The sequence below is a fragment of the Halolactibacillus halophilus genome, from assembly GCF_900115605.1.
GTDB lineage: Bacteria > Bacillota > Bacilli > Bacillales > Amphibacillaceae > Halolactibacillus > Halolactibacillus halophilus.
On record NZ_FOXC01000012.1, the window covers coordinates 1 to 14652 of the forward strand.

Below are 14652 nucleotides of genomic sequence, written 5' to 3' on the forward strand. Positions count from 1 at the left end.
ACCTCAACATCAACGGGTATGGTTGGTGTTGATTTGAATGTGAATCATATCGCCGTCGCCAATATCAACGCCATAGGTCAATGTGTGGATGCCTTTACCCTTCCGTTTAACTTAGAGGGTAAAACCAGTGGACAGAGGGCGAAAATCATCGAAGCAGAGGTTATTGTCCTCGTTGACTATGCCGTTAAACATCATAAACCACTCGCGATTGAAAAATTGGATACAACGCGGTCCAAAGTGTCGCGTCCTTATGGAAATAGGAAAGCCAATCGCCAAATGAGTCAGTTTGCTTATCAAAAAATGATCCTAGCGATCAAGTCAAGAGCTGAAAAAATGGGGGTGGCTGTCTACGTTGTTAACCCTGCTTATACCAGTCAAATTGGCAAGATGAAATATATGAAGCGACTCGGTGTGTCCATTCACATGGCAGCCGCTTATGTCATTGCCCGTCGGGCAATGGGCTTTAAAGAAAAACTCCCACCGATATTGTATTCACTTGTTCCAGAGCAGAAACAAGGTCTACATCATTGGGCGCACTGGGCGTATTTGACGCGTACCCTGTCTTTTGTCAGAACCTATACGTTCTATCAGACAGAACGATTCGACCCAAGCAAGTTGTGCTCCTGGAGCGCACTATTTCCCCAACATGCTTTAATAGATGTTGAGAAAATAGGTTTGCGTCGGTTGGAAAGTAGAAAAACCTATGCTTAGTTGAACGAGCATGGGTCGCCTTTAAGGTGTCCTTACGGAATCCCCTTCCTCAAACATTCGTGAGAATGTTAGGTGGGGGTAGTTCAATTAAACTTAATTAAAATAATTCATTATCTAAAACCTATTTTACCATGTAAAGATGAGCTTTGAAAGTTATCTTTACTTATTCACACAAGTTATTCTAGACGAGAAAAATGAGACACAAATGAATAACAACTGCTGCTTAATAACGACAGTAGATAACACTGATACAAATCATATCAATTTAAATAACCAGATGACCATATAGTTATCTGGTATAGAGGTTAAGCCTGTGATTAATCAAAAACATCCCGTTAATCAAGAAACTTATCTAAGTATATATTTTGATTAGTAACTTCTTTTAGTGATTGTGTTTCTTCATCGAATTCTAAAACAATCAGATCACCATAATTACCTGAATTTACATCCGCGCTAAACAGGACAATTCTATTCTCACTTAAGTTAACGACTTCCACGCTCCCATTTACTGAAACTGTGTCGAGTGGTGTTGTATGAACAGAAACATTAGGTTTCTCCTTCGATATAACTACAAGCAAAGTCACCAACAGTAAAGTAATAACAATCGCGTTTAACCATTTCCATTTGAGCTCCATTTTGCACCTCCCATTAGTTGCACTTGACATATCCTCGACCAAGCGTAAAGTCATTTACATAATTTGTATTTTTTCTAAATCAATTATACAAATGTACATAGGAAGTTTCAACTCGATTTAACGATGATTGTCTAGAAAGTCCCCTTTTAACGTATCCTTTACTCTTACCTCTATCATTTAATCTACTTAACAATCCTCTGAACAAATGGTTTCAATTAAGTTAAATGTAGTGACATCAACTAACCCGCGATTACTGATACGAATATCTGGAATCACCGGTAAAGCAATGAGTGAAAATGTCATAAACGGCGCATGTAGCGGCGAACCTAGACGGACCCAGCCAGCTTTTAAATCTTCCACTTGTTCTAGTAACTTTGTTTCTTTTTGATCAGACATTAACCCGGCGATTGGAAGAGGAACAGCGGCAATAACTTCCCCGTCTAAAACACAGACCATACCGCCACCAATATCAGACAGATAGTTAGCTGCCATAGCCATATCATGTTCATTTACACCCATCACGAGTAAGTTATGACTATCATGTGCGACTGTAGATGCGACAGCTCCTTGTTTAATCTTAAAACCGGTCACAAATTGATTAGATATTTGTCCCGTTTGATGGTGACGGTCAATACAACTAAGTTTGATTACATCTTGACTCACGTCACCTTCAATCACACCGTTTTTAACAGGAAGTGCCACCACTTTTTTCTTGGTCCGGGCGCTATTTTCAATCACTTCAATCGCGTTGACGTTAACCGAAGTCGTTTCGGTTGTCTGATAGTTAAAGTCAGCCGCTGTCAAATGTCTACCAACATTAACCGATTGATAGTAATGTTCCGGATAAGTATAGACAGGTGTCTCTTTGATTAATTGCTTATTTTTAACGACTAGATTCCCTTTGACAAATACATCCGTAATATTCATCTCGCTTAAATCATCCAGCAAGATAATATCAGCGACTTTGCCTGGCGTTAGACTGCCATAGTCATCGTCCAGTTTAAAATAGCGAGCGGTATTAAGCGTCGCTAACTTAATCGCCACAACAGGATCAACCCCTTCTTCAATCGCACGTCTGACGACATGATTGATTTGCCCTTGATGAATCAGTGTTTCTGGGTAGATATCATCGGTGACAAGCATGACATGATCTGTATGAATATGGTCTTCGGTGATAACTTTAATGACTTCTTTCACGTCCTGCCACGCCGAACCTTCACGAATCATGACGTACATGCCAAGGCGCAGTTTTTCTAGGGCCGCTTCTTTTGTGACTGTCTCATGACAAGAAGTGACGCCGCTTAATAGATAGCTCGTCAAGTCTTCTACTGTCCCTTCTGGGAAGTGCCCTGTCGGTTGATAACCTTGCTTTAAGGTTGCATCAATCTCACCCATCATTTTCTCATCGCGATGAATCACCCCAGGATAATTCATTACTTCTCCTAAGCCAACAACACCGTCCCATGTTAAACCTTCTTCAACATCTTCAACTGAAATCGTTGCACCAGCATCCTCTAAATCATCCGTTGCTGGTACACATGAAGGAAACGTCGTAAATACATGAATCGGGGCCTGTTGACCTTCTGCGTGCATCCGTTTCACCCCGTCAATACCAAACACATTCGCCATTTCATGTGGGTCCATAAAGACAGCGGTTGTCCCCTTTTTCACGGCCGCTTCACTAAAACCAGTAACGGAAAACATCGTACTCTCGACATGCATGTGCCCATCCATTAATCCTGGAGCGACATATTTTCCTGTCGCATCAACAACCTGGGTTACCTCACCTATCATCTGACTCGCCGCGCCGACAAATGCGATGCGCTCATCCTTAATCACAAGATCTAACCCTGCGATTAATTCACCTGTCACGACGTTCACGATCGTTCCGTTTGTGATCACCGTATCAGCATAACTTCTCCCTTGCACGACTTCCATTAATGTTTGACTAACTTCATGTAGTGGTTTTACCATGTGATAGCTCCCCTTTAATTATTTATTGTGTATTCTTCTATTTACTTATTTGTTTCGTGAAAACATCATTAAAAAAACACCACAGCTGTACCCATCGATTGGATACACCTGTGGTGTAAGACACACAATCGATGTAGTCCAGTGATTTACGGTCACTCAGGTAGAAACGCTTATGCCTATTCATAAACTTATACATCTTTCAATTATTTAATGAATCATCGTTAAGATAAAACGTGTGTTTTCAAGTAATCACTGACCCCGTTTTCATCATTGGTGAAACGCGTCACATCATCAGTCATCGCCTTTAACTGATCCGGTGCATTTTTCATCGCCACACTATAACCCGCATATTCAAACATCGGCACGTCATTAAAGCTATCACCCATAACGAGAATATTGGCCGGGTCTATGTTTAATCGAGTTAAAATACCTTGAATGCCGGTCGCTTTATTTTTCTCTGTCACCATAATTTCAACATTAGCTGGTGTTGAAGAGGACGTCGAGAACGGATAACGCGCATGAATCTCGTTTAAACGACTTTTCCACTGAGCGATCTTCTTTTGGTCTTTACTAAAACAATAAAACTTTGAGTAACCGACATCTTTTATCTCGTCAACCCACGTAATCCCGCCGCTAATGGCTTCCACACGTTCATTCCATTCACTACCTAAAATATCGGCTGGTTTCTCACCTGAAATTTCAGCTTCTAGCGTCGCTTGATCTTGTATTAGTGCGACACCTTCACCCGTTGTCGGGAACACTTCATAATAGATTTCTAACTCGCGAGCTGCTTCAATCACCTCTTTAACAAGTGAAAAATCAAGGGTATGTTGAAACAATAATTCTTCATCTAAATAACCCGTCATTCCATTTGAACTAATAATCCCGTCAACACAGAACCCTTCTGGTGTCCGAGTTAAAATCTCACTTTGACCACGACCGGTCGCAATAAAGACTGGTATACCTTGGTCTCTTACTTGGTGAATCGTCGTCATTGTTTCTTCGCTGACGTAATTATCTTCACGTAGTAATGTCCCATCCATATCTAAAAAAATTGCTTGAGGTTGTTTCATCTCGATCCCTCCGTATCTATAATAAAAATCAGTATAGCATGAATAAGCTATCGGCGCGACACTTACACAATATCTTAATTTTCAGTCGATTTATCGCTGTGACTATGTTACAGTAACATCAAACCGCATACTGTTAAAAGACTACTAGGGGGGCCCACGTGGGCTGAGAGAAAACATACCGTTTTTGACCCTTATTGACCTGATCTAGTTCGTACTAGCGGAGGGAAGTAGTAACCTCAGGTCTTGTCTTTTATCGTAGGTATTTTCACGATCAAAGGAGGCTCTTTTTTATGTTTAAAACACAAACACTTACTGAAACCGCGATTTTTGTCGCGATTGGTGTGATTGGTTCAACCTTTTTGGCAATCAACATTGGTCCTTACCGGGCCCTCTTCATTCAACATCTATTGAATGTGATTCTTGCCGTCTTTTACGGGACAAACCGGGCGGTAACGGTCAGCTTTACCGTTGCCTTACTGCGTAATTTATTAGGGATTGGCACTTTGTTTGCCTTTCCCGGCGGGATGATTGGTGCCTGTTTAGCCGGACTCTTTTACCGGATCAAACCATCAATTTATACTGCTGTTATGGGCGAATTAATTGGGACGGGTTTAATTGCAGCCGTTGTCTCCCGTCAAATGAGTCAGTTACTTACAGGCGAAGCTTTATCACTGTTCTTTTTTGTGCCTGGTTTCTTTATTAGTAGCGCCACAGGCAGTTTTATCGCCCTCTTGTTGTATATAAGAAAAGGTGCGTTGTTGCAACGGATATTTAAACGCACACCAATAGACTTTTCAAACACACAAACTAAGTAAAAACAGCCAGGTCAGGGAATCCCCGGCTTGGCTGTTTTCATTAAATTGTTTGTTCATCAGTGTCTGGTTGTTTGTTGTCCTCGTGATGGACATGTGGTGATTGTTCTTGGTCGACTTTCACATAGACTTCTTCAATTCGCTTATCGGAGACCGATAAAATATCAAACTGAACATTCTTGTAATGAATCGGTTCTTTATAATCACGATCTGGTATTGAACCAATATAATCGGTCAAAAAACCATTCAGCGTTTCAAAGTCATCAACCGGCAATTCTAAACCAAAGAGATGATTCAAATCAGTTAAATGAATCGTCGCCTTCACAGTCGCCTCGTGATGCGAGTGCTTTAACACTTCGTCATTATCTAAACTCACGCCGTGCTCACTCGAAATCTCACCAATAATTTCTTCAATTAAATCTTCTAAAGTAACTAAACCGTCTGTCCCACCGTATTCATCGACGATAATAGCCATATGAATATTCTCCCGTTGCATATTTGTCAGCAACGTATCAATCGATTGGTGTTCCATCACAAAGTACGGCTTACGCATAATCTCAGCAAGGTTAAATGTTGCTTGATCTGTCTCCAACATGACAATTAAGTCTTTTGTATGCAAGACACCAATAATCTCATCTAAGTCTTCTCGATAGACCGGAAACCGCGTATAACGGTGCTCTTTAATGATGTCAATCACGTCTTCAAAGTTTGACTCAACATCAATTGCTTCAATCTCGGTGCGGTGGGTCATAATATCGGAGACATCTTTATCGTTGAATTCAAAGATATTATGAATCAAACGCTTTTCACTTGATTCAATGGTGCCTTTCTCGTCCCCAATATCGACCATCATTCTAATTTCTTCTTCTGTGACATCTTCATCTTCATCATTTGGATCAACGCCAAATAAGCGTGAGACAGTATTTGTTGAAAAGTTTAACACCTTCACAACTGGTAAACTAATTTTAAAGAGTAACGTAATCGGCTTGACCGCGAAATTTGCGACCTTTTCTTTACGCTTTAAGGCGACCTGTTTTGGTACAAGCTCACCAAACACTAAGGTCATATAAGACAAGATCATCGTTACAATCACTAAGCTTAACGTTTCAAGCATGTTAATTGATAGCGGCAAGAACGTACTCAGTGACTCTGCTAGTGGTTCACTAAATACATCCGCGGCAAACGCACTTGCTAAGAAGCCAGCTAAGGTAATCCCGATCTGAATCGTCGCCAGGAATCGTCCTGGTTGTGATAATAATTTATCAAGGGCTTGAGCGGTTTTGTCACCTCGTTCTGCCATCCGCTTCACTTTATTATCATTCAATGATACTAACGCTATTTCTGATGCTGCAAAAAAGGCATTCAGTGAAATTAAAATCACTAATGCAACGACAGCTATTCCCATGGTTGTCATCCACTCCTAAATTTATAATCTAATTCTTAGTATAACGAACCTTCCTCTTGTTGTCTGCTATTTCACATGAAGAATTTAACTCATTGCTCACCTCGCATGTATGATTAGCCCTCGCGGCTGTTCATCATTAAGTATTCACTAACGCATGACGAACGAAACCTCTCATCATAAAAAATCTGTAAATGTCTTTAAATTAGATTCATTTTGACTATTTGCTATCATTTTTAAAATAACATTTGATAGTTAACTATCATTTTGATATAATAGTGTTAAGAAAGGGTGAGGATATGGAATATTACTCAACACTTCCCGCCTCTCGGCGGTTAGACTTATTTAAAAATCAGTTCACTAAATCTGAATTAAAGTTATATGACTATATTCTAGCTCATTTAGATGCCGTCGTTTATCACTCACTCTCAGAGCTTAGTGAACAAGCAAACGTTGCTGAAGCAACGAGCTTACGTTTTTTTAAAAAATTACAGTACAGTGGCTTTCAAGCGTTTAAATTTGATCTAGCAAAAGAACAGCCCACTCATGAAACAAAAGAGACCGATCTCTATACCCGGGTAAAAGACGGCATGCTTTATTCCATCGAGACAAATCACAGTTTATTGGACCCTCGCCAGCTCGAACATGTCGCGCATCTGATTGATCAGAAGAAAGATATCGTTGTGTTTGCGATTGGAGCCTCTGGGATTGCCGGGTTAGATTTTCAAAATCAACTGATGCGGGTCGGCAAAAATATCGATGTTGTCACCGATACGCATACGCAAATTATGCGTGCGGCCAACGCCTCGCCTGACACATTATTACTGACAATCAGTTTAAGTGGCAGCACTAAGTCATTGATTGAAAGTACTGCCATTGCGAAAAAGAAAGGCGCCCATATTGTCAGTCTGACCGGCTTTTTAAAGTCACCGCTCACAAAGGTGAGTGATGAGAGCATTCTGACACATGTGAAAGAGAATCCGTTAGAACGGGGAACACTCTCAGGTAAAGTCGCTCAACTGTTTGTGATTGATGCTCTTTGTACAACGTATATTCAGCTGCATAAATCAGCCGCAAAAGCTAGACGAGAAGAGATCACCGTGTTTACTGCGGATAAACTGTATTAGAAAGGAAGGATACGTCTATGTATATTAAAGATGCCAGACTCTATTTACCAAATGCGATTGCAACGGGTGACTTAGTCATTAAAGATGGGAAAATCACAGCCATTTTAACGTCAGGTCATATTGATACATCTGAAGATGAAGTGATTGATGCCCGCGGTCAATACGTCATCCCCGGTTTTATCGACAGCCACATTCATGGTGCGAACGGCTATGATGCGATGGATGATGACCCAAAAGCTATTTCAGAAATAGCCAAACATCTTGTCAAAGAAGGGACAACCTCGTTTCTTGCGACAACGATGACTGAAAGTATCGATGCGATTGAGACAGCTTTAACTCACATTAAAAATACCGAAACACCATCCGGAATGGCTGAACTACTTGGGGTTCATTTAGAGGGGCCGTTTGTGAATGTCAAAAAGAAAGGTGCCCAACCTGAACAGCATATTAAAAAGCCTGACCTTGAGCTTTTCAAACGCTGGCAAACATTAAGCGGCAACAACATTAAAACCGTCACAATGGCACCAGAAGAAGATGATGCGGGTGCGTTTATTAAAGCGCTCCGAGAAACAGGTGTGAACGTATCAATGGGGCATACTGATGTATCATTTGATGATGCGAAACAAGCGAGTAAATACGGCGTGAATCAAGTCACTCACCTTTGTAACCAGATGAACGGGATTCATCACCGCGATGTCGGTTTAGTTGGGGCAAGTTTCTTACTTTCTCACTTACAGCTCGAACTGATTGCTGACGGGATACATGTATCAAATGAGATGTTACAACTGATTTACAATAACGTTGGCAGCGACCGGTTGATACTAATTACCGATGCGATGCGCGCCAAAGGACTTCAGGATGGAACCTACACTCTCGGAGGTCAAACGGTTCACGTTAAAGACAATAAAGCAACACTTGAAGATGGTACGCTTGCCGGTAGCGTCTTACCGATGATTGAAGCAGCCCAGCGCATGCTCAAATTAGATGGCACCTCCCTTCAAGACATTATTCAAATGGCTTCTATCAATCCAGCCAAACAGTTGGGTGTTTATGACCGTAAAGGGTCGATTGAAGTAGGAAAAGATGCTGATTTATTAATTATTAATCATGATTTACAGTTAGACAAAACCATCACCAAAGGTGTGGTAGCATATAAGGGGGATCTCACATGAATATTATCGTCTGTCAAAATTATGACCATTTAAGTGACTACGCGAAAGATGTCGTCATCGACACAATTAAAACGAAAGATAAGCCTGTTCTTGGACTAGCGACAGGATCAACACCAGAAGGTATGTATCGAGCACTCATTAAGGCGCACCAAAATAACGACGTGTCATTTAAACATGTCACCAGCTTCAACTTAGATGAATATATTGGGTTAGGTAAAGACGACCCAAACAGCTATCATCACTTTATGGATGAACATTTATTTAACCATGTCGATATTGACCAAAATGAAACATTTGTCCCACCTGGTAATACCGATGACCATGAAAAGGCCTGCCGTGATTATGAACAAAACATGCACCACCACGATAATCTTGACTTACAAGTTCTCGGTCTTGGTATCAACGGCCATATCGGTTTTAACGAACCCGGTACACCCTTTGATACACGTACACACATGATTGAGCTTGATGACTCTACTCGCGAAGCTAATGCCCGCTTCTTTGATTCGATTGATGACGTTCCAACTCATGCAATTACGATGGGAATTGAGACGATTATGGAAAGCAAACAAATTTTGTTACTTGCCTCTGGCGACAGTAAAAAAGAAGCTGTTTACCGCCTTTTAAACGGTGAGGAAACACCTGACTTTCCGGCATCGATTTTACACCGTCACAAAAACGTGACCGTTATCTTAGATCGCGACGCGGCTAGCCTTTTATCAGTTGAACAAATCGATCAAGTTGTTGGACCAAAGTAATCCATATTTTTTAAAGCTATCAACAAAAAGCCATCCCAACGCAGTCTTTGTCACTGCCGGGGATGGCTTTTTATCTTTGAAGCTAACCACTAACCTGTCACATGGCGCTTTAGCGCTTATTAAAGGTAGATGGGTCTGGTCCTACTCGTTCATCTTTATTTAGTTGATTGATTTGTTTCATCTCGTCATATGTCAGTTCAAAATCAAAGACATCAGCATTTTCTTTAATTCGGTGAGCTTTTGTTGATTTTGGAATGGTGACTACACCACTTTGAATATCCCAGCGCACCAAGACTTGGGCGATTGATTTGTTGTGACGGTCAGCAATCACCTGTAGGACGTCGTTATCAAATAATTGCCCTTGTTTCAGTGGTGACCACGCTTCTATTTGAATGTTGTGATCCAGGCAGAAATGACGCAACGGTTCTTGAGTTAAATGCGGGTGAAACTCAACTTGGTTCACCATCGGGGTAATTTCAGACCCTTGAATCAGTGTCTCTAAATGTTCTTCTTTAAAGTTACTGACCCCTATCGCACGGATTTTCTTTTCTTGATACAGCTTTTCAAACGCGCGCCATGTGTCTTGATACAGATTTGCTTCTGGCACTGGCCAGTGAATCAAGTATAAATCAAGATAATCTAAACCTAACCGGTCTAACGTTGCCTCAAATGCGGTTAGTGTTGACTCATAACCTTGGTCAGCGTTCCACAATTTTGAAGTGATAAATAAATCTTCTCTTTTCACATCAACTTCTTTAAGCGCTTCACCAACGCCTTTCTCATTACCATAGACGCTGGCTGTATCAATACTGCGGTAACCACTATTGATCGCATCGATGACAGCTTGTTTTACTTCCGGTCCGTCTTCTACTTTAAAGACACCTAATCCAACCCACGGCATTTCTACACCGTTTGCCAACTTCGTTGTACTCGTTAAGTCTTTTAACATATAAAAATCCTCCTTGAGACGATTCATTTCGTCCGTTATCTGTTATTATTAATCACATTTAGTGTTTACCCGAATTGTTTACGTTTTAAAAGTCTTGATGACTTAAAACTTACACGTTTAATTCTTCTGATGACAACAAAAAATATCTTCGCAAACGACACCTGATTGTCTCATCGCTTCACCAACAGGCGCTTTATATCATAATTACTTACTAAGCATCTCCTTTTTTTGGAAGCTGAATTTCCATGATTTTATGATGTTGATATGTCGATGCGTCAACGGCCTTTAGCCAAGGCGCAACCGTTTGGTGACTGACAAGCGTTAACGCATGCATCGCTCGGGTTGAGGCCGTATAAAGTAAATACTGATCAAGTTCATTATAATAATGTTTTTCCGATACGTCGTAGACAATGACCGCATCAAACTCAATCCCTTTGGCTAAGTAGACAGGTAAAACTTTGATACCTGGTTCAAATTCATGGGTTTCTACTGTCACAAGATGAGCTTGTGTGTCATTTAGCTGAAGCCAATCAGTGACTTTCTTCGCTTCTTGTTTAGTTTTTGTGATGATTGCCAGTTGTTCAAAACCCTGAGCTTGAAATGCTTGTAACTCATCATAAATCTTATGCATCATCATCTGTTCGGTTTCTACTTCATAAATATTTGGTTTGTCACCCTGTCTAACGAACGGTTCGATTGTGTAAGCATCTTGTTTGGCTAAACCTTTAGAGAAATTCACGAGTTGTTCTGTCGCTCGGTAACTTTTATTTAACGTTAACACATCAGCATCTGTCAGACTTTTTAGCACATGATCATCATTTAATCCGTGTAAATATAACGTTTGGTGCACATCACCTAATAACGTCATTTGACTATTAGGATAAATGCGCTTTAAATAAGCAAGTTGAAATAATGAGTAGTCCTGAGCTTCATCTAAAATCACATGCTGGATGGAACCCTGTTCATCAAACCCGAGACAAACTTTTTCAAAGTAAAGAAACGGTGTTGCGTCTTCATATGTCAAGAAATTATCCAATAATTGTTGCCGAGTCTCCAAACGGACGTGATTAAACTGTTCATCGGTCGCATCAGCGTGATCAAACAAACGCAGATATGTTCGCTTTGTATCAACAAACTGGAGACGTTTTATTTTTTTTCGAAGCGGCTTGAACAGTTTATTAATTAACCGTAATTTTAAAATTTGTTGTTCGCGCTCGGTTTGATTAAACCAATCCATCGTATCTTGTTCACCCTCAATCTGTTCATACGCGGCTTGGTAGTCATCTAAATCTAATAGCTCTAATTCATCTTCTAGCCAATCGGCGTCCATTAATTGTTTTTGTTCTTCTTTGAGTGACGCCAAGATAAAATCACGTAATTGGCTTAATCTAACCTGAACCGATTCGTTTTGATCCATTTTATAAAAGTAACGCGACAGTTCTTGTTTTGACACAATCACATGATCTCGAAAACGAATGTTACGAAAAGCCAAGCCACGATATTTTAACTGTTCTAAATAGTGATCAACTTTCTCTTTAAACTGAAGTGAGGCCTTATATTGCATGTTTACCTGTCTTGACTCAGTCACTTCTCCTGTCAATAATACTTCTAATTGATCAAACGGTGTTTCAATCACAAACCGGCGACCGAGTTCTTGTTCTAGATAATGATAAAAAGTTACTTGTTCAATTTGGTCTTCACCAAGTTCGGGTAACACTTGTGAGACATAAGTATGAAACAGTGGATTTGGTGAAAATAGCAGCATTTGTTCCGCGGTTAATTCACCACGGAAACGGTAGAGTAAATAGGCAATCCGCTGCAAAGCGGCCGATGTTTTACCACTTCCTGCGACCCCTTGGACAATGAGGTCTTTCTTCTTCTCATGACGAATAATTTTGTTTTGTTCTTGTTGGATGGTGGCAACGATATTTTTCATCGTCGTATCGGCCGTTTCACCGAGTACTTGTTGGAGAAGACCGTCACCAATCGTAAGACCCGTATCAAACATCCCCTCCAGCTCTCCGCGCTTGACAACATATTGACGCTTTAACGTCATCTCACCAGTAATAGTTTCATCAATCGCTTGATATTGACTCGCACCAGGTGGGTAGTCATAATACATCGAGGCGATTGGTGCGCGCCAATCATAGACGTAGAAGTCTTCTTCATTCTTCTTTAATAAAGATGACGTACCAATATAAATCGCGTCAACTGCTGTTTCACCATCTTCTTTAAAATCAATGCGACCGAAATAAGGCTGGTCATACAACCTTGTTAATTGTCTAAAGCTTTGGTCTTGTTGGTCGTGGTGACGCTCACGTTCTGAGAGGAATTCTGCTTGTTGTTTCAAACTTGCTTGTGTCTCAATCGCATCATCCATTTCCGTTAAATTGACGGTGACATCTTCAAAAAACTCCTTCCGTAAATCTAACACGTCGGTCCGAATCCGTTTGACACGTTTCATTAATTTATTCAGACGGTTTTTGATGACAGTTTTCACCTCATGAAACCGTTCTTGTTCTTCTTCAAATGATTGATTGTATTCTGTCATTGTCGTTCTCCCCTTCAATGTATCTGTCGCTATGTGTATCTACCCTTCATTGTAGAAGATAATGCATAAAAACACTAGCCCACACACTCAAATTACCCGGAAAATCTGTCGGATCACCCAATCGGTTACACGCAGAACGGTCTCATACATCTTTTTGGGCAAATCTCTTCCAAATCCTTGTGAATTCCGGTATGCTAATTAATTAGAGCAACGAAATAATTACATAGACAGTTTATAGAAAGAAGGGAATTATCATTAACCAAGAACAACAGGTAAAAAAGAATGTCAGCATCATGTGGTTTGCGAACTTTTTTATTGCCGGAAGCATTACGATGGTTCAACCATTTTTATCCTTGTATATTGACACACTAGGCAACTTTTCTGATGAGTATGTCCAAACGTGGTCAGGCTTCATTTTTAGTATTACATTTGTGAGTGCGTTTTTATTCTCACCAATTTGGGGGAAAGTCGGCGATCGGATTGGGCGCAAGCCGATTCTCGTCGTGTTCGCTTTTGGCCTTGGCTTATCACTCTTATTAATGGGTTTTGTCACGTCCATCTTACAGTTATTTTTCTTACGCTTATTTATGGGGGTCTTCACCGGGTTTATCTCGTTATCTCAAGCCTTGATTTCAACACAAACATCGAAACGTGTTGCTGGTAAAGTGCTCGGGACACTCCAAACCGGTAGTATTACCGGTACATTAATGGGACCGCTCTTAGGCGGGATCTTAGCTGATTTATTCGGATATCAATCCACATTTAAGTGGCTTAGTTTAGTCTTATTTATCTCTAGTTTACTTGTTTTATTTGGGATTAAAGAATTTACAATACAAGAAGATTCAGCGATCGATCAAACGCGTTATACGTCACGTCAAGTGCTACTACACATTTTACGCCAGCCAGTCTTGTTGTTAATTATGTTGATGTCGATGATTGTGCAAATTGCGAATTTTAGTATTCAACCCATTTTGCCTCTATTTGTCGGAGAGATACATGGGAGTGCAAACATCGCCTTTTTCTCTGGACTCGCTTTTTCCGCATCAGGACTCGGTAACTTACTGTTTTCACGACGTATCGGTCGTTTAGGTGACCGTCATGGCTATGTTAAGTTATTGACGGTGATGTTAATCCTCGCCGCTGTTGTCTATTTCCCTGGTGGTTTTGTGACAGCTTTATGGCAACTGATTATTTTACGATTCTTAATGGGGATCTTTATTGGTGGGGTAATCCCGCTAAGGATTGCCTACATCAGACAAGCAGCCCCAATCGAAATGCAAGGGGAAGTGTTAGGATACAACACAAGTTTACGCTTTTTCGGTAATATGATTGGTCCAATGCTTGGTGCAGCCATTAGTGCAAGCTTAGGCTATTCCGCTGTCTTTTTATCAACCGCTAGTTTACTCTTAATCAGCGCTCTGATTATGATCTATGCGATTAAACGCCATCCGGAGTATACGGTTAATAGCTTATAGTTTAGCAAGCAGC

12 protein-coding genes and 2 riboswitches are annotated in these 14652 nt (G+C 40.6%); of the genes, 6 read left to right on the plus strand and 6 right to left on the minus strand.

Annotated elements, in window-relative coordinates; genetic code table 11:
- Positions 1 to 711 (plus strand): IS200/IS605 family accessory protein TnpB-related protein (locus tag BM098_RS05785; protein ID WP_200795834.1); only part of this gene is annotated, 711 nt, incomplete at its 5' end.
- Between the two features lie 335 nt (positions 712 to 1046).
- On the opposite strand, the gene BM098_RS05790 is transcribed toward BM098_RS05785, so the two are convergent.
- From BM098_RS05790 to BM098_RS05800, 3 genes are all read right to left on the minus strand, one after another.
- A complete protein-coding gene (locus BM098_RS05790; protein ID WP_089831355.1) occupies positions 1047 to 1346 on the minus strand; it encodes a hypothetical protein in 300 nt (99 codons plus the stop codon).
- Positions 1347 to 1532: 186 nt separating this feature from the next.
- Positions 1533 to 3320 carry an adenine deaminase gene (gene ade / locus BM098_RS05795; protein ID WP_089831357.1) on the minus strand — a complete coding sequence of 596 codons (1788 nt, stop codon included), beginning with the start codon at positions 3318 to 3320 and terminating at the stop codon, positions 1533 to 1535.
- A 114-nt stretch (positions 3321 to 3434) separates the two neighbouring features.
- Positions 3435 to 3536, minus strand: a riboswitch (purine riboswitch).
- Between the two features lie 5 nt (positions 3537 to 3541).
- Complete coding sequence (locus BM098_RS05800) at positions 3542 to 4393, minus strand: HAD family hydrolase (protein WP_089831359.1); 852 nt, start codon at positions 4391 to 4393, stop codon at positions 3542 to 3544.
- A 136-nt stretch (positions 4394 to 4529) separates the two neighbouring features.
- Positions 4530 to 4636, plus strand: a riboswitch (TPP riboswitch).
- Positions 4637 to 4683: 47 nt separating this feature from the next.
- Here BM098_RS05800 and thiW point away from each other — a divergent pair.
- Positions 4684 to 5208, plus strand: a complete 525-nt coding sequence (gene thiW, locus BM098_RS05805; RefSeq protein WP_089831361.1) for an energy coupling factor transporter S component ThiW — start codon at positions 4684 to 4686, stop codon at positions 5206 to 5208.
- Positions 5209 to 5248: 40 nt separating this feature from the next.
- Here the strand turns inward: thiW and BM098_RS05810 are convergent, their stop codons facing one another.
- Complete coding sequence (locus tag BM098_RS05810; RefSeq protein WP_307725236.1) at positions 5249 to 6619, minus strand: hemolysin family protein; 1371 nt, start codon at positions 6617 to 6619, stop codon at positions 5249 to 5251.
- 287 nt (positions 6620 to 6906) lie between these two features.
- Here BM098_RS05810 and BM098_RS05815 point away from each other — a divergent pair, with 287 nt between their 5' ends.
- From BM098_RS05815 to nagB, 3 genes are read left to right on the plus strand one after another with little or no spacing between them, the layout of a single operon-like run.
- Positions 6907 to 7734: a MurR/RpiR family transcriptional regulator gene (locus tag BM098_RS05815; RefSeq protein WP_089831365.1), complete on the plus strand. Its 828-nt coding sequence runs from the start codon at positions 6907 to 6909 to the stop codon at positions 7732 to 7734.
- A 17-nt stretch (positions 7735 to 7751) separates the two neighbouring features.
- Positions 7752 to 8906 (plus strand): N-acetylglucosamine-6-phosphate deacetylase, encoded by a 1155-nt coding sequence (gene nagA / locus BM098_RS05820; RefSeq protein WP_089831367.1) that lies wholly within the window; start codon positions 7752 to 7754, stop codon positions 8904 to 8906.
- Positions 8903 to 9664, plus strand: a complete 762-nt coding sequence (nagB, locus tag BM098_RS05825; protein WP_089831369.1) for a glucosamine-6-phosphate deaminase — start codon at positions 8903 to 8905, stop codon at positions 9662 to 9664. Before nagA ends, nagB begins: the two co-directional genes overlap by 4 nt.
- Positions 9665 to 9773: 109 nt before the next feature.
- Here the strand turns inward: nagB and BM098_RS05830 are convergent, their stop codons facing one another.
- Positions 9774 to 10613, minus strand: a complete 840-nt coding sequence (locus BM098_RS05830) for an aldo/keto reductase (RefSeq protein WP_089831370.1) — start codon at positions 10611 to 10613, stop codon at positions 9774 to 9776.
- A 211-nt stretch (positions 10614 to 10824) separates the two neighbouring features.
- On the minus strand, positions 10825 to 13164 hold the full coding sequence (helD, locus tag BM098_RS05835) for an RNA polymerase recycling motor HelD (protein WP_089831372.1): 2340 nt from the start codon (positions 13162 to 13164) through the stop codon (positions 10825 to 10827).
- 293 nt (positions 13165 to 13457) lie between these two features.
- On the opposite strand from helD, the gene BM098_RS05840 reads away from it, so the two are divergent.
- Positions 13458 to 14639: an MFS transporter gene (locus BM098_RS05840; RefSeq protein ID WP_089831374.1), complete on the plus strand. Its 1182-nt coding sequence runs from the start codon at positions 13458 to 13460 to the stop codon at positions 14637 to 14639.
- Positions 14640 to 14652: the final 13 nt, after the last annotated feature.

Bases quoted from the DNA above. Each gene is read 5' to 3' on its own strand.
- BM098_RS05810 (WP_307725236.1), bottom strand. From the start codon at position 6,619: ATGACAACCATGGGAATAGCTGTCGTTGCATTAGTGATTTTAATTTCA.
- BM098_RS05830 (WP_089831370.1), bottom strand. From the start codon at position 10,613: ATGTTAAAAGACTTAACGAGTACAACGAAGTTGGCAAACGGTGTAGAA.
- helD (WP_089831372.1), bottom strand. From the start codon at position 13,164: ATGACAGAATACAATCAATCATTTGAAGAAGAACAAGAACGGTTTCAT.
- ade (WP_089831357.1), bottom strand. From the start codon at position 3,320: ATGGTAAAACCACTACATGAAGTTAGTCAAACATTAATGGAAGTCGTG.
- nagA (WP_089831367.1), top strand. From the start codon at position 7,752: ATGTATATTAAAGATGCCAGACTCTATTTACCAAATGCGATTGCAACG.
- BM098_RS05790 (WP_089831355.1), bottom strand. From the start codon at position 1,346: ATGGAGCTCAAATGGAAATGGTTAAACGCGATTGTTATTACTTTACTG.
- nagB (WP_089831369.1), top strand. From the start codon at position 8,903: ATGAATATTATCGTCTGTCAAAATTATGACCATTTAAGTGACTACGCG.
- BM098_RS05840 (WP_089831374.1), top strand. From the start codon at position 13,458: ATGTGGTTTGCGAACTTTTTTATTGCCGGAAGCATTACGATGGTTCAA.
- BM098_RS05815 (WP_089831365.1), top strand. From the start codon at position 6,907: ATGGAATATTACTCAACACTTCCCGCCTCTCGGCGGTTAGACTTATTT.
- BM098_RS05800 (WP_089831359.1), bottom strand. From the start codon at position 4,393: ATGAAACAACCTCAAGCAATTTTTTTAGATATGGATGGGACATTACTA.
- thiW (WP_089831361.1), top strand. From the start codon at position 4,684: ATGTTTAAAACACAAACACTTACTGAAACCGCGATTTTTGTCGCGATT.